Here is a 14940-nt window from a genome sequence, read left to right as displayed (position 1 = left end):
ATAATTTGCGCTTGTGGTTTATACATTACCTGTTGATTATAGAAGTGTAAACATCTAGACGGCTAAAATTTCACGGGTGACGACATGACGGTTTTGAATCATACATTAGGTTTTCCACGTATCGGATTAAAAAGAGAACTAAAAAAGGCGCAAGAAAACTATTGGGCGGGTAAAATTTCCCAACAGGAATTGCTGGAAACAGGGCGTGAATTACGTGCACGTCACTGGCAACAACAAAAAGAGGCGGGCGTTGATTTAATCCCCGTTGGTGACTTTGCCTGGTATGACCAAGTATTGACCACGAGTTTGTTATTAGGCAATGTGCCACCGCGTCATCAAAATGAAGATGGTAAGATTGATCTGGATACGCTGTTCCGTATTGCCCGCGGTCGGGCACCAACAGGTACGCCGGTGGCGGCTTCGGAAATGACCAAATGGTTCAATACGAATTATCATTATATCGTGCCAGAATTTCAGGAAGGGCAGGCATTTACGCTAGGCTGGACGCAATTATTGGATGAAGTTGATGAAGCTCTGGCATTAGGACACAAAGTCAAACCCGTTCTTTTGGGACCAGTGACCTATTTATGGCTTGGGAAGGTAAAAGGCAAAACCTTTGATCGCCTGTCGCTCTTAAAGGATATTCTTCCGGTATACCAGCAAGTGCTGGCAGAACTGGCAAAACGTGGCCTTGAATGGGTGCAGATTGATGAGCCTGCTCTGGTATTGGAACTCCCGGAAGAATGGTTGGCAGCATTTTCCACTGCTTACCAATCACTTGAAGGACACGTGAAATTATTGCTGACGACGTATTTCGATAGCATTGGTCACAATCTGGAAACGATAAAATCGCTGCCCGTACAAGGATTGCATGTTGATTTAGTGGCAGGGCAGGATTCCCTTGAGCATTTAGATACATCTTTGCCGGAAAACTGGTTGTTTTCATTGGGGGTAATTAACGGTCGCAATGTCTGGCGAGCTGATTTGAGTGAGAAATATCAGCTTGTTGCCCCTTTAATCAATAAGAGAGATGTGTGGATCGGTACTTCCTGTTCATTGCTTCATAGCCCCATTGATTTGAACGATGAAACCGGGTTGGATGCAGAAGTGAAAAGCTGGTTTGCGTTTGCTTTGCAAAAATGTGCGGAACTCTCTTTGTTATCACGGGCATTAAATGCACCAGAAGGCAGTAAACTGGCTGAACTTGAAACGTATAGTGCTCCTATTCGCGCTCGTCGTCATTCAACAAGGGTGAATAATCTATCGGTAGCAGAGCGTATTGCCGCGATTCAGCCGCAGGATAGTGAACGTCATCAGGCATATCCTGAACGCGCCAAACTCCAGCGCCAACGTTATAACTTACCGTTGTGGCCGACGACAACGATCGGGTCATTCCCGCAAACCACGGAAATTCGCAGCTTGCGTCTCGATTTCAAAAAAGGCCGGGTAGATAGTACACACTATCGCACCAATATCAGTGAACATATCAAACAGGCGATTCAAGAACAGGAGCATCTGGGATTGGATGTGCTGGTACATGGTGAGGCTGAACGTAATGACATGGTGGAATATTTTGGTGAGCACTTTGAGGGTTATGTTTTTACCCAAAATGGTTGGGTACAAAGTTACGGCTCCCGCTGTGTAAAACCGCCGGTGATCATTGGTGATATTAGCCGTCCAGAAGCGATAACGGTTAATTGGGCGACCTATGCACAATCTTTGACTGATAAACCCGTCAAAGGCATGTTAACGGGGCCGGTGACCATTCTCTGTTGGTCATTCCCAAGAGAAGATGTCAGCCGTGAAACCATTGCTAAACAGATTGCGCTGGCATTGCGTGATGAAGTTGATGATTTGCAGAAAGCGGGTATTGGCATTATTCAGATTGATGAACCAGCATTGCGAGAAGGTTTGCCACTGCGCAGAGAAGAGTGGCAGGAATACCTGGAATGGGCGGTGGATGCGTTCAAATTGAGTGCGGCAATTGCGAAAGATGACACCCAAATCCATACCCATATGTGTTATTGCGAGTTCAATGATATTATGCCGTCCATTGCTGCACTGGATGCGGATGTGATCACCATTGAAACGTCTCGCTCGGATATGGAACTGCTGGATTCGTTTGAAGATTTTTCATATCCAAATGAAATAGGACCGGGGGTGTATGATATTCACTCACCAAATGTACCGAGTGTTGAATGGATTGAGGCATTATTACGCAAAGCAGCGGATCGTATTCCGGTTGAGCGTTTGTGGGTTAACCCGGACTGTGGCTTAAAAACCCGTGGTTGGACAGAAACCAGACAAGCACTCGCAAACATGGTCGAAGCGGCTAAACGTCTGCGTTCCTCCGTCACTCAGTGATTTGTCATCAGTTTAAACTGAAATAAGTCGAAGATACCCGCCACAGTATGCAATCAATGCAATGTGGCGGGTAAAAAATAACCCATTCCCCTGATCCTCAACTCAATCCATCATAGGCTGGCTCCGCCGCTTTTTCCCACCATTTAGGTAAGGACTGGTGCGTGAATCCGCTGGATGAGTGTCAGTACCGTATCAAATTGACTTCACCCGATTTTAGGGGGGTATCATCACCGCCAGACGGGATAAAAGGTGTTTGATCTTGCTTGGTTCTGCGGATTCCCGACACTATTGGGGGGAGTATTTCACCTGTACATTGTCACCGGAACGGAAAGCCGACGCTATCGCACAAACCATTGAACGAAAAATTTTGCTGAATGCCCGTTAATGAACAGGTTTAGGCACAGGAAGCCGAAAAAGAGCACCAGAACGCACTAGTACCACAGTCGTAAGTGTTTTGTAATCATAAGGTTACCACGGCTTCGATAATAACACTGTTGTGCGGAGTATTGGCGTCGCCGCCGCCAGTCTGACCAATGTAAAATCTGCTCGACGGTGTCTCCCGTTTTTTCCATCAATTTTGACAGCAGATTACGCAGTTCCGCCACACTGAGGGCGACAGTCCCGGCGGCGTTTTTTTTCGCGCTGGCGGCATCTTTACTACTGGTGCGAATATGGCTGCCACCCAGGCAAATTTCAGCCCAGTCAGTTAAGCCTTTTTCATCCAGAATGCGCAGTAACCGATTAAATATCTAATTGATAATGCCTGCTTTGACCAACGGTTAAATCGGTTATAGACCGTTTTCCAAGGCCCGTAGCGGTCAGGTAAATCACGCCACGGTGCTCCTGAGCATAACACCCAGAACATCCCATTCATCACACGACGATGTTCAACATGTGGTCGTCCTGCTCGCTTTGAATGAATAGGGGCAGGCAAGGTTCTATTACTATCTATGCGTCATCAGGAATGTCGTAACGTGCCATCATCTTTTTCCCCGTATTGAAAACAGTTCAGATGATAATACTATCAATTTGCATTAAGGGACACGGCCTGGAATCGGGGTTTGAACCAGTGAGTGAAAAGTAAACGTTCATGCTCTTATTCTGGTTTGCGTACAGGTTCGATTTGGTCGCAATATCAGCAAGCGACGTTTATCGTGACAGCCATTCTGATACCCCTTCAAAAAAACATGAGAATATCAAATTAACTCTTTAGAGTCACAACAAAAAATTTTCACTATTACTTGTTAATATTCATATTAACACACCAAAAATCAATAAATCATTTACTAAATGAATGCTAATATTAATCTGATAATAACTACAATGTAAGAACCATAACACGTTATATATAAAAACCTAAAATAAAGATAAAAACACCTGTCTCCATTGAAAAATATAAAATATAAAATATAAAACCGAAAGTGAAATTAGTGACAGCTATTCTGATAGTCCTTCAAAAAAATGAGAATATCAAATTAACCCTTTATGGTCATAATCAAAAAACTTCACTATTACGTGTTAATATTCATATTAACACACCAAAAGTCAGTAAATTATTCATTAAATGAATGTCAATATTAATCTAATAATAACTACAATATAGTAACCGTAACGCATATAAAATTTTATATATAAAAAGCAAAAAAATAAAGAATAAATATCTGTATTTATTGAAGATATAAAAATATAATACCAAGAAATGAAATAGAAAAAGTAAAAAATATAAACAAAAAAAAGTGATAATCATCACATAATTAAAATTAGATGTTAAAATTTATTGATACATTTAATTTATTTTCATTATGATAATGTTGCAGAGGTTAATCTAACTATTAACCCGTGGGACATTTAGGTTGGAATCTATGTGGCAGTAAGCCGCATGGGAGCTAGATCTATGGCGATGTAAACTGTCGTCGGGTTAATAACAAGATATCCAAAACAATATTATTTTCAATAAGTGAAATACCAATCACTCATGAGCTTCATATAAATAATATCAGTGGGAGCATGAATTTTTAAATAAAAAGCAGAAATAATTTAAGTAAAATCACACAGACAGATATCTGATCACATTAACTTGTTTGATATGTAATCAAATAATAAATTATTTTTAACTAAAAATATTTGCACAGTATTAACATCCAGAACGAAAAACAAACGCATAGAACTAACACATAAAATACATCTTAAAAAATCTAAAACATGGAACGGAAAAAATGACTTTAGAATCATTCCAGTCAACTGTAAATTTCCCATCAAAAATATCTAGTTTCTTACACAAGAAATCATATGAACTAGCGATAGGGGGGGGCCACAATCTATTGGTAGTAACGAGTTTGCTGAAAAAGTGGCAAATGAAATTTATGATACATTAGAAAAAGACAACATATATGAAATAAATAAATTTAAAAACAAGGATACCAGTTTCATTGTATTTAATCATATAAACGAAAAAAATACTCAATATAATAAAAAAATACCAGATTTTCTTCCATCACCAGAGGAATTAGAAAACGATTTAGAATGCTTAAGATTAGCTTCCTCGAATCAAATTCTCTTACATTTAGTTGAGCAGTCTTCATTCGCTTATGATATAGATAATCATGGGAAAATAATGAGATTAGTTGCCAATTTCAAAGGTGGGGGAGCAAATAAATTAGCAACAGAACGACCTGAAAATGTTGATAAAAGCTCTCACTCTGGTATTGCTCTTGGTGCTCATACAGAAGCTCCTTATCATTGTACAACAAGTTCTGAAGATGGGCATTCTCCAGCGCCATCTTCACTTATCTTAACAGCTAAATTTAATCCACTATCCGAACCAACAACGATAATTCCTATAGCGCCTATACTGAACAAACTTAATTTTGAGGAAATTCTAGCCCTAACCACTAAAAACTTTGATTTCACAAGAAGTGAGACTTTTACTGATGGAAAAGGGGCTGAAGGAAAAAACACATCAATATTAGATATTGATAAAATGGGTAGATTTTCAATGAAATATAATTCCTATAGATTCACTGTAAATCCAAATGCTCCCTTGTTTGTAAAAAAAGCATTTAAAAATTTTGAACTTTTTGTAAATGAAGCTAAAATGATAAAAGTAAGTTTATCCCCAAATAAAACCATTATTATTAATAATAACACATCTCTACACTGCAGAGATGTTATTAAAGATAATCGTCGGTTATTAATTCGTTTGTTTGGATATAGCAGTGACATAAACCCCATTATATTAAGAGAGCAACCTCTTCTTATTCAAGGGTAAATTAATGGATTACGATATTATATTCATTTTAACTATAATCGCTATGATTGCTGGCTTCATTGACTCGATAGCAGGAGGAGGAGGATTAATAACATTACCAGCCTTACTTTTATCTGGGGTAAACCCAGTGTCTGCTATAGCTACTAATAAGTTACAAGCATCAGCCGCAACTTTTTCTGCTACAATTGCTTTTGCACGAAAAGGTCTTATAGATTGGAAACGGGCTACTCCGATAGCTATTATGTCTTTTTTAGGTGGAATAATAGGGGCAATATCAATCAGCTTTATTCCTAAATATATATTGCAAATATCTGTCCCAATATTACTTATATTTGTTGTTTTATATTTTTTATTCTCTCCTAAGTTAGATAAGGAAGAAAGAAAAGCTAAGATAACTTATTCAAGCTTCGCATTATTAGTAGCTCCCATTCTAGGGTTTTACGATGGTGTCTTTGGGCCAGGAGTTGGATCTTTTTTCATCGTTTCGTTCATTTTATTAATGGGATTTAACCTTATTAATGCAATGTCATATACGAAATTATCTAATGTTGCGTGTAATTTAGGTTCATTAAGCGTTTTTTTACATCAAGGTGAAATTATTTTTTCAATAGCTATTTCTATGGCCTTAGGTGCATCAATTGGAGCCCAGTTAGGTACCAAATTTGCTGTTAGATATGGTACAAAGATTATCAAACCGTTATTAATAATAATAAGTTCTATAATGGCAGTAAAGCTACTAACTGAGCCTAGTAATCCAATATATTTATATATAACAACCATGTAACATCATTAAAAAATAACTTCATCCCTAAAGGGATGAAGTTATTTTTTATATCGTACCATTATATGAAATTAGTGAATCCAACAAATCTTCGGCTTCTTACATCAGGGCAAGATCGTGAAGATTTTGTTAACAAAAACCGGATTTGACCTACAAGAGCAGATATAATCTTATACGCTTTTTTTGGACACTTTCTCATGGATATTGACAACTTTTGACTGTATTTCGGCTAAATTGAAGACAACAGACAATCTTTTAAAATCCAATATCTCCTTTTTGATATTCTTTTTTGTCTATTTTTGCGCTGTTATTGCTGGAGCTGAAGGATGATAATATACTTAGGATTATGACAAAGGTCACTTGCAATGGTTCCAAAAGAAAGGACTGTTCAAAGCGGGAATACCAGTACATGACACAATTGCCCGGGTGATTGCCTGCATCGAATCCAGCCAGTTCCAGCAGTATTTTTACATTATGAGACGGTTTATAGACTGATTTATAAAGATAAAAGTGATGGAGGCGATTTATGGTAACATCTCCAGATTGCCAGTAAACCCTACCGTAAACGCCATGGCAGCTATGAACGACGAGGAAAAACAAAAAATAGAGTCAGTATTGATGAACTCCAATAACTTATTTATTAATAAAGGAAAAAATGTTGGTTTTAGGCGTTGAGATGCGTAAGTTAGTTCATTTGTGCTACGGAGTACTAAGTACGCAGCAATCATATGATGAAAGCTATGCTATCAATACTTGACAATCAAGATGGTAGATTATTATGCGAAACCACGAACTAATGATAATTTATTATTTCCACTCTGGATTATATATAATAAGTTTAAACTTATAATTTTATTTCTTCTTAAGGAATTATCATTATTTTAATAATAATTTTCAACTGTTTTTTGTTGGGTTTGTTTTTTCTGGTTAATACAATAATATTGTTATGGTTTTAACCTTTCATAGAGGATCTTGTTATTTGTATTTATGGCGAAAATTCATAATAGAAGTTCTTATCCTGTAATGAAAATTTCCGTGTATTTAAGTTAATATCAGAGCTGTGTTAAATAAAAGGTATTAAATAACGATTGAAGTGTTTTTTTATGTAAATATTACGATTGAGAACGGAGTAAATTGATGAGAGATAATATTAGTACTACAGTCGTAATCCATATTGTGCCATGATAGGGCTCTTCTTCCTTAAATAAAAGGCGGTGTCACATGCCATCCCCTGCCAAAATCTGGGAACAGGCGCTACAGGCATTACATGCCCGTCTGGCTCCCTTATTTCACTCTACCGGCCCGCGACAACGCAGCCTCGCCTATCTTCGGGGATTGCTCAGTGATGTTGAACGTAAGAATAGCTGGCAACTGGCTGAATGGATGGGGGAAAGTTCTCCCGATGGCATTCAATATTTGCTGGAACGCGCTGATTGGGATGTCGAGATGGCCCGCGATATCCTGCGGGATTATGTCACCGAACATTTGGGCGATGAACAGGGAGTTCTTATCCTTGATGAAACCGGTTTTATCAAAAAAGGGACCCATTCTGCCGGGGTACAGCGTCAGTATAGTGGGACCGCTGGACGGGTAGAAAACAGCCAGATAGGCGTCTTTCTGTGTTACGCCGGCCACGGCGGGCATGCTTTTATTGACCGGGCCTTATACCTGCCCCGCCAATGGACCGATGACCGTGCCCGCTGTGAAGCTGCGGGTATCCCGGCCAGTGTCACGTTTGCAACGAAACCCCAGTTAGCCCGGCAGATGCTGGAACGGACATGGGATGCTGGCGTGCCCTGTCGCTGGGTGACCGCGGATGAAGTGTATGGCCGTGACCGTCGTCTGAGGGTCTGGCTGGAGTCCCGACACCCGCCCTTCGTGTTAGCCATTCCCTGTAATACCCCTTTATGGTGGCAAGGACCCAAATATCTCCGTGCTGAACGGATTGCCGATACGTTGACTGCCACTGACTGGAAAACACGCTCAGCGGGAACGGGAACAAAAGGTGAGCGAGAGTATGACTGGGCTGTTGTGCCATTATGGCGTTTACAGCTCAGTGAAGAGGAGCGGCGTTATGGTCATTATCTGTTGGTTCGCCGCAGCCGGGATAGTAGACAGGAACGGGCTTACTATGTGGTGTATGCCTTGCGAGAACAGGCTGATCTTAATACGCTGGTTCAGGTAGCGGGTTGTCGCTGGGAAATCGAAAGTGGCTTTGAGGAAACCAAAGGGGAATGTGGGCTAGATCACTATGAAGTGCGGCGGTGGCAGAGTTGGCACCGGCATATTACCTTGTCGTTACTGGCCCATGCAGTCCTCGCGGTTCTGCGGGTACAGGAGAAAAAAAACACCGGTAGGTCGGGTTCCGCTCAGTGTAGCGGAACTCCGTAAGCTACTGTCAAAACTGATGGAAAAAGCGGGAAAGACAATCGAACAGATTTTACCTTGGTCAGACTGGCGACGACGGCATCAATACCGGGCATAACAATGTCATTATCATCGCCGAGAAGATCATAGGGTTACAGAGCAATTACGGCTGTAGTATTAGGCCGTGTCCCTTAATTAACCTGAACTCGGGATAAAAAGAAGGGAACTAAAAGCGAGTTCTGTGATCAGATCTGTCGACCAAGAATGACTTCTCACAAAGGAACCCGCTATGCGTAATTTAGTCAACTTATATTGTCATGTCGACGATTTTTGTCAGATTTTTATGCCTCAATGGCAACAGTATCTGATTGAGAGTGGTGAACGTCAACGCTTACGCCAAGGACGAATGAGTACGAGTGAAATTATGACCATTATTATTGCTTTTCATATGTCACACCAGCGTGATTTCAAGAATTTTTATCTTGGATTCATTTGCTTATATCATAGAAAAGCGTTTCCTACATTGCTCAGCTACACCCGTTTTCTTGAGGTCATGCCAACGGTACTTATCCCATTGAGTTCGTTTTTTACGCATCTTAAAGGCAAGCCGACAGGTATTGAATTTATTGATTCAACCAGTATTAAAGTGTGTCACAACCTCAGAATACCAAGACATAAAGTGTTTAAAGAGACGGCGGCGAGAGGAAAAGGAACGATGGGATGGTTCTATGGTTTTAAACTTCACCTCGTTATTAATCATCTTGGTGAAATTGTGGCGGCAAAACTCCCCCCGCGAATGTTGATGATAGGACACCGGTTCGAGAATTATCAAAAGGACTTTTAGATAAACTTTATGCGGATAAAGGCGATATCAGCAAGGCATTAACGGAAGACTTAAAAGCAGAAGGAATAACCTTAATGACAGGGCAACGGAAAAACATGAAACCCAGGTTATTAGCGGCTTGGGATAGAGCCATGTTAGCTAAACGGTTCATCATCGAAACCATCAATGATCAGCTTAAGAACGTCACACAACTTGAGCATTCCCGCCATCGTAGTTTGCATGGCTTCATGCTGAATTTATTAGGTGGATTAATCGCTTACTGCTTAAAACCCAAAAAGCCATCACTCAATATCACAAGCGCTGAAAAAACAGGACTTCGGGTGATGGCTTAAACCGATCTCAGGTTAATTATATAACCGCTTGTAAAAGAGTCGAATACAGCCTAATTTCACCATGGACAAGTAGTTTCGTGCAGTTTTTTCGTAGCGTGTTGCAATACGCCGATTTCCTTTGAGAAAACTGAAACAGCGTTCGACCACATTGCGGTCACGATAAGCCTGTTTATCAAATTGCGTACGACCATCAGTACTGCCTTTTTCATTGATTTTATAAGGAATAATGCTCTTTATCCTCAATTTACGCAGATAACCGCGGAGTTTTCCGCCCGAATAACCTTTATCTGCCAGTACCGCTTTACCGCGCCGTTTCATGAAACCATTTTTGCGTTGGACGCCAATGCCATCAAGCAACGGGATGGCCGATTGACTTTCATAGGCTTGCCCAGCGGTTACTATCAAGTTGAGGGGAAAACCCTTTCGGTCGGTTGCCAGGTGGATTTTGGTGCCATAACCACCGCGTGAGCGACCCAGCACATGCTCGTCAGCGATATCGGGCTGTTTTTTTCGCGCCGGCGGCATCTTTACTCGCGCTAATATGGCTACTATCCAGGCAAATTTCAGCCCAGTCAATCAACCCTTTTTCATCCAGAGTGGACAGTAACCGATTAAATATCGTGTTGATAATGCCCGACTTTGACCAACGATTAAATCGGTTATAGACCGTTTTCCAAGACCCGTAGCGGTCAGGTAAATCACGCTAGGGTGCCCAAGAGCACAATACCCAGAACATCCCATTTATCACACGGCGGTGTTCAACATGTGGACGTCCTGCTCGCTTTGAATGAATAGGGGGCAGGCAAGGTTCTATTACTATCCATGCGTCATCAGGAATGTCGTAACGTGCCATCATCTTTTTCTATATTGAAAACCGTTTAGATGATAATACTACCAATACAAGGCGCATCAATTCAGAATTTGATTATCTATGATGGTTTCAAAGGATATAAAAGGTTATCAAAGGCTTTAGATACATTATGTGCAGTTATCGCGCGGGATAAATTGCGATACCTTTGATTTTGGATTGCGAATTGCTTAGTATTGTTGTGTTAACTATTCACACATAGGTGAAAACATGTCACGTACTACTAGTGTTACTATCGGATCACAGTTAGATGAGTTTGTCTGTCAACTCATTGCGTCCGGTCGTTACGGCTCGACAAGCGAAGTTGTTCGTTCTGCGTTGCGGCTACTAGAAAGACAGGAAAAGCAAATTACTGCTTTAAAAATGGCAATTGAAGCCGGTGAGCAAAGTGGCGAGTGCTCATTATCACTTCATGACATCGCAGCTAAAGTAAAGCAGAAACACAATGTATAAGCTCTCTAACCTTGCAGCAGGGGACTTCGAGCGAATTTTTGAATACACCTTGCTGAATTTTGGTATAGAACAAGCCGATGACTATACAGAAAGTATGCATAACGTTTTGCTCGCCATTGCAGAACACCCTCTGATAGGGTATGAGTGTCCAGAGATTGCCGAAGGGCTTCGACGCCATGATCATCTTAAACATGCAATTTTTTATCGTTCACAGCCTCATGGCATTTATGTCCTCCGCATTCTTCATCAGCAAATGGAACCATTGAAGCACTTTTATCCGGATATTTAGTGACTGCTCCCCGCCCTATCGAGGGTGTCGCAAAAGGTTAAGGTCATTTTTTCTAACATCTTCCTGATAACGTTTTATTTTTCTTCCCCCTTTGGCATTGGTACAGCCGATTTTTTGCGAACCTTGACTACAAGGAGCACCACCATAAACCCGATAGGTTCTCGTTCTTTCAGCGGCTTTCACTGTTCTTTGCTGGGGCAATTGATGATGGGCAGGGCAAATATAGCCGTCTTGTTCAGCATCATAAGCAAATAATGATTTGGGATAGATTTTTCGTGTACGCTGTCGGTCTGAATTTTCTGTACAAAACAGCAAGATCGGATGTTTTTGCGTCTCAGCAATCACCTCGTCATGGAAATAACCGGCATCCAATAAATAACATCTTGTCCGGGTGACGACCCGATAGATTGAAATTCTGCGCCAATAACGCGGCTATCACTTGGGTTTTACTGGAGGGATCTACCGTTTGAGCGACGATAATACGTCTGATTTTGCGCAGCCCGCCGGTTTTCTGATCGTGATAGCGTGTTCGTTTTCTAGATGCAGCTGGCGTTCGTGCTGCTTCACGAGCAGTATTAACCGCCTGACATTGCTGCTCAAGTACTGACATACCCTATTGTTGCGATACAGCTCCTGTGAGATAGTCTCGAACATATGTTGCAAGCTGCTGTAACTGTCCTGCCACGCCTGCTGTTGTTGCTCGTAGCTAGCCCTTAATATTCCTGTTTTGACTTGCGAAGCAAGTATAAGGGGCGAAAGAATGCTTAAAAATCATCAGGAGCTGAATCGCCCCGGAGCTGAGGCCTTACCAACGCCATTCGTGTATTTATCGCGAGTAATACAAATTGAAATGAGGTTTTTGATGGAGTTTTACATTCCAATTATTGGATTGGGGGTGGCGGTTTTTACGCTGATTTTTCTGGTCTTACGCACCCGCGTTCATGTACTGATAGCTATGCTCATTGCTGCGATCATCGCTGGTATATCGGGTGGCTTAACGATGAGTGGTGTTGTTGATGTGATTACCAAAGGGTTTGGAACAACCCTGGGAAATATCGGTATTGTGATTGGGCTGGGATGCATGATGGGACGCATATTGGAGGTTTCTGGCGCGACTGAACAAATCGCTTATAGTTTGATTAAGTGTCTGGGTAAAAGGCGTGAAGAGTGGGCTCTGGCGATTACCGGTTATATTGTCAGTATCCCTATATTTGTGAATTCAGCTTTTGTGATCCTTTATCCACTGGTAAAGGCATTGGCCAAAAAAGGTCAACGTAATGTCCTGACATTAGGGGTTTCATTGGCGGGAGGGCTGGTGGTGACTCACCATATTGTTCCCCCGACCCCAGGTCCTCTTGGTGTCGCCGGTATATTCGGCGTGAGCATAGGCTCAATGATGTTGACGGGCATGATACTGGCTGTTCCGTGTGTTATTGGTATGACGTGTTATGCAAAATGGCTGGAAAAGAAATATCCTGAGTATCAGCTCAATGATATGGAAGAACCGGCGGAAAACTTGCAACAAGTGCATCAACAGTATATGGCAGAAAAAGAGCAAAAATCGCTGCCGAGTCTGTTTCTTTCCCTTTTGCCTATCGTTGTGCCGATTGTGCTTATTTTAATTGGTGTCATGAATGCGGTATTACTGAAATCGGATGAATTTGCAGGAAAGGAAAACGATTTCTATTTTCAGATTTTTAATTTTCTGGGTTCCCCCATTATTGCATTGGCAATCAGTGTATTACTGGCAGTTTATACGCTTGTGCCAAACGTCAGTAAGTATGACGTGATTGAACATTTGGAAACCGGGTTAAAAAGCGTAGGCATTATTTTGTTGGTATCAGGCGCTGGGGGGGCTTTAGGCGCCGTGCTGAATGAAAGTTCGACAGGAACAATACTGGCGCAATATATTGCCAAGTTGCCGATAACACCCGTTTTAATTCCATTTATCATTGCAACGTTGATTCGTGTCATTCAAGGCTCAGGGACAGTTGCCATGATAACCGCGGCTTCTATTTCGGCACCGGTGATCAAACAGATACCGGATGTGAATATGTTGGTTGCTGCTCAGGCTGCCATGGTAGGGACACTGTTTTTTAGTTATTTTAATGATTGTTTTTTCTGGGTAGTGAACCGGATGATGGGCATTAAAAATGTACGACAACAGGTTGTTATCTGGTCGATTCCGACCACCATTGCATGGGGCATTGGATTATGTGGTGTATTGCTTCTCAACCTGATCATGTAGTTTGATCATGTCGTCTGATGTGGTTTTTCATCCAATTGTGATGTCACATGCAAATGTTATGTCAAGAGTGATAGCGCCCGTGTGAGGGCGCTTTACGCATCGTCTTTATTTCTTTTTAAGTGTGATTTTTGTCACAAATATATGAAATCATTTCTTTTTTTGTTCAATTAAAAGTGATTTTAATCACTAAAAAATGTCAGAGTATTGACTAGATTTAGGTATCTGTATTTTGAATCATGTCCGTTGAGGAGTCTGATATGTCTGATGTCTTTCACTTAGGTATCACCAAAAGCGACCTACAAGGTGCAACGCTGGCGATTGTGCCTGGCGATCCTAAGCGTGTTGAAAAAATTGCGCGACTCATGGATAACCCAGTATATTTGGCTTCCCTCCGTGAATTCACAACCTGGCGGGCAGAAATTGATGGTAAGGCGGTTGTCGTCTGTTCTACCGGTATTGGTGGCCCTTCAACATCAATTGCTGTAGAAGAGCTAGCACAATTGGGTATCCGTACTTTCCTGCGTATTGGAACAACAGGGGCGATCCAGCCACATATTAATGTGGGGGATGTCTTAGTGACCACCGCTGCGGTTCGTTTGGACGGTGCCAGCTTGCACTTTGCACCAATGGAGTTTCCGGCGGTTGCTGATTTTACATGTACCAATGTACTGTACGAAGCAGCAAAAGCATCAGGTTCTGTTACTCATGTGGGGGTTACGGCTTCTTCCGATACTTTCTATCCGGGACAAGAGCGTTACGATACCTATTCCGGCCGTGTCGTTCGTCGTTTCCAGGGTTCGATGAAAGAGTGGCAAGAAATGGGCGTAATGAACTTCGAAATGGAATCCGCAACATTGCTGACGATGTGTGCAAGTCAGGGATTACGCGCGGGTATGATTGCAGGGGTTATCGTTAACCGTACCCAACAGGAAATCCCAGATGTTGAGTTGCTGAAAAAAACGGAAAGTAATGCATTGGGGATTGTTGTTGAAGCAGCCCGCCGCTTGCTGTAAAACTTTTTATCAAGGGTCAGAACAGGCTGACCCTGTTGTTTATGCGATCTGGACGTCCTTTCATTGCAAAATCTGATAATGTCATCGCGGATTGTATTAATAACGATGAATAA

General features: G+C 41.6%; 12 protein-coding genes and 5 pseudogenes. 13 read left to right on the top strand and 4 right to left on the bottom strand.

Going from position 1 to position 14940, the window contains the following annotated elements; translation table 11 throughout:
• The first annotated feature begins 84 nt into the window (after nucleotides 1-84).
• Both metE and XPG1_RS19090 read left to right on the top strand, forming a co-directional pair.
• The gene (gene metE / locus XPG1_RS13950) at nucleotides 85-2364 is read left to right on the top strand and encodes a 5-methyltetrahydropteroyltriglutamate--homocysteine S-methyltransferase (RefSeq protein ID WP_045959585.1); all 2280 of its coding nucleotides are present in this window, start codon (nucleotides 85-87) and stop codon (nucleotides 2362-2364) included.
• Nucleotides 2365-2623: 259 nt separating this feature from the next.
• A complete protein-coding gene (locus tag XPG1_RS19090; RefSeq protein WP_269450573.1) occupies nucleotides 2624-2749 on the top strand; it encodes a hypothetical protein in 126 nt (41 codons plus the stop codon).
• A gap of 386 nt (nucleotides 2750-3135) precedes the next feature.
• On the opposite strand, the pseudogene XPG1_RS19325 reads toward XPG1_RS19090, so the two are convergent.
• Nucleotides 3136-3345, bottom strand: a pseudogene (locus XPG1_RS19325) (transposase); the annotation flags it as partial.
• 1366 nt (nucleotides 3346-4711) lie between these two features.
• On the opposite strand from XPG1_RS19325, the gene XPG1_RS17770 reads away from it, so the two are divergent.
• The 7 genes and pseudogenes from XPG1_RS17770 (at nucleotide 4712) to XPG1_RS13930 (ending at nucleotide 9956) form a co-directional block, all read left to right on the top strand.
• Nucleotides 4712-5632 (top strand): Fe(II)-2OG oxygenase family protein, encoded by a 921-nt coding sequence (locus XPG1_RS17770; RefSeq protein WP_197541108.1) that lies wholly within the window; start codon nucleotides 4712-4714, stop codon nucleotides 5630-5632.
• A gap of 4 nt (nucleotides 5633-5636) precedes the next feature.
• Nucleotides 5637-6416: a TSUP family transporter gene (locus XPG1_RS13940; RefSeq protein WP_197541107.1), complete on the top strand. Its 780-nt coding sequence runs from the start codon at nucleotides 5637-5639 to the stop codon at nucleotides 6414-6416.
• Nucleotides 6417-6773: 357 nt separating this feature from the next.
• On the top strand, nucleotides 6774-6908 hold the full coding sequence (locus XPG1_RS19190; protein WP_366300640.1) for a hypothetical protein: 135 nt from the start codon (nucleotides 6774-6776) through the stop codon (nucleotides 6906-6908).
• Nucleotides 6875-7036 (top strand): annotated as a pseudogene (locus XPG1_RS18100) (IS30 family transposase); the annotation flags it as partial. The gene XPG1_RS19190 and the pseudogene XPG1_RS18100, both read left to right, overlap by 34 nt.
• A gap of 23 nt (nucleotides 7037-7059) precedes the next feature.
• A pseudogene (locus XPG1_RS19320) lies at nucleotides 7060-7170 on the top strand (IS110 family RNA-guided transposase); the annotation flags it as partial.
• 464 nt (nucleotides 7171-7634) lie between these two features.
• Nucleotides 7635-8804 carry an IS701 family transposase gene (locus XPG1_RS13935; RefSeq protein ID WP_045959584.1) on the top strand — a complete coding sequence of 390 codons (1170 nt, stop codon included), beginning with the start codon at nucleotides 7635-7637 and terminating at the stop codon, nucleotides 8802-8804.
• A gap of 265 nt (nucleotides 8805-9069) precedes the next feature.
• Nucleotides 9070-9956 (top strand): annotated as a pseudogene (locus tag XPG1_RS13930) (IS982 family transposase).
• 12 nt (nucleotides 9957-9968) lie between these two features.
• On the opposite strand, the pseudogene XPG1_RS18095 reads toward XPG1_RS13930, so the two are convergent.
• Nucleotides 9969-10809, bottom strand: a pseudogene (locus XPG1_RS18095) (IS5 family transposase).
• A gap of 225 nt (nucleotides 10810-11034) precedes the next feature.
• Here XPG1_RS18095 and XPG1_RS13920 point away from each other — a divergent pair.
• Both XPG1_RS13920 and XPG1_RS13915 read left to right on the top strand, forming a co-directional pair.
• The gene (locus XPG1_RS13920) at nucleotides 11035-11277 is read left to right on the top strand and encodes a type II toxin-antitoxin system ParD family antitoxin (protein WP_045959582.1); all 243 of its coding nucleotides are present in this window, start codon (nucleotides 11035-11037) and stop codon (nucleotides 11275-11277) included.
• On the top strand, nucleotides 11270-11566 hold the full coding sequence (locus XPG1_RS13915) for a type II toxin-antitoxin system RelE/ParE family toxin (protein WP_045959581.1): 297 nt from the start codon (nucleotides 11270-11272) through the stop codon (nucleotides 11564-11566). The genes XPG1_RS13920 and XPG1_RS13915 overlap by 8 nt, the downstream gene beginning before the upstream one ends.
• A gap of 15 nt (nucleotides 11567-11581) precedes the next feature.
• Here XPG1_RS13915 and XPG1_RS13910 read toward each other — a convergent pair whose 3' ends face one another.
• On the bottom strand, nucleotides 11582-11938 hold the full coding sequence (locus XPG1_RS13910) for a hypothetical protein (protein WP_045959580.1): 357 nt from the start codon (nucleotides 11936-11938) through the stop codon (nucleotides 11582-11584).
• Nucleotides 11916-12176, bottom strand: a complete 261-nt coding sequence (locus XPG1_RS19035; protein WP_045959579.1) for a hypothetical protein — start codon at nucleotides 12174-12176, stop codon at nucleotides 11916-11918. The genes XPG1_RS13910 and XPG1_RS19035 overlap by 23 nt, the downstream gene beginning before the upstream one ends.
• 252 nt (nucleotides 12177-12428) lie before the next feature.
• Here XPG1_RS19035 and XPG1_RS13900 point away from each other — a divergent pair, with 252 nt between their 5' ends.
• Entirely contained in the window at nucleotides 12429-13814 is a 1386-nt protein-coding gene (locus XPG1_RS13900) for a GntP family permease (protein WP_045960776.1), read from the top strand.
• Between the two features lie 257 nt (nucleotides 13815-14071).
• Complete coding sequence (gene udp / locus XPG1_RS13895) at nucleotides 14072-14827, top strand: uridine phosphorylase (RefSeq protein WP_045959578.1); 756 nt, start codon at nucleotides 14072-14074, stop codon at nucleotides 14825-14827.
• Nucleotides 14828-14940 lie beyond the last annotated feature (113 nt).

The sequence above is a fragment of the Xenorhabdus poinarii G6 genome (assembly GCF_000968175.1).
GTDB lineage: Bacteria > Pseudomonadota > Gammaproteobacteria > Enterobacterales > Enterobacteriaceae > Xenorhabdus > Xenorhabdus poinarii.
The sequence above is the reverse complement of the archived record's forward strand: the minus strand, read 5'-3'. Positions and strand labels throughout refer to the sequence as shown.

Coding starts and splice junctions, on each gene's coding strand:
- XPG1_RS13935 (WP_045959584.1), top strand. CDS start 7,635: ATGCCATCCCCTGCCAAAATCTGGGAACAGGCGCTACAGGCATTACAT.
- XPG1_RS13915 (WP_045959581.1), top strand. CDS start 11,270: ATGTATAAGCTCTCTAACCTTGCAGCAGGGGACTTCGAGCGAATTTTT.
- udp (WP_045959578.1), top strand. CDS start 14,072: ATGTCTGATGTCTTTCACTTAGGTATCACCAAAAGCGACCTACAAGGT.
- XPG1_RS13940 (WP_197541107.1), top strand. CDS start 5,637: ATGGATTACGATATTATATTCATTTTAACTATAATCGCTATGATTGCT.
- metE (WP_045959585.1), top strand. CDS start 85: ATGACGGTTTTGAATCATACATTAGGTTTTCCACGTATCGGATTAAAA.
- XPG1_RS19035 (WP_045959579.1), bottom strand. CDS start 12,176: ATGTCAGTACTTGAGCAGCAATGTCAGGCGGTTAATACTGCTCGTGAA.
- XPG1_RS13900 (WP_045960776.1), top strand. CDS start 12,429: ATGGAGTTTTACATTCCAATTATTGGATTGGGGGTGGCGGTTTTTACG.
- XPG1_RS13920 (WP_045959582.1), top strand. CDS start 11,035: ATGTCACGTACTACTAGTGTTACTATCGGATCACAGTTAGATGAGTTT.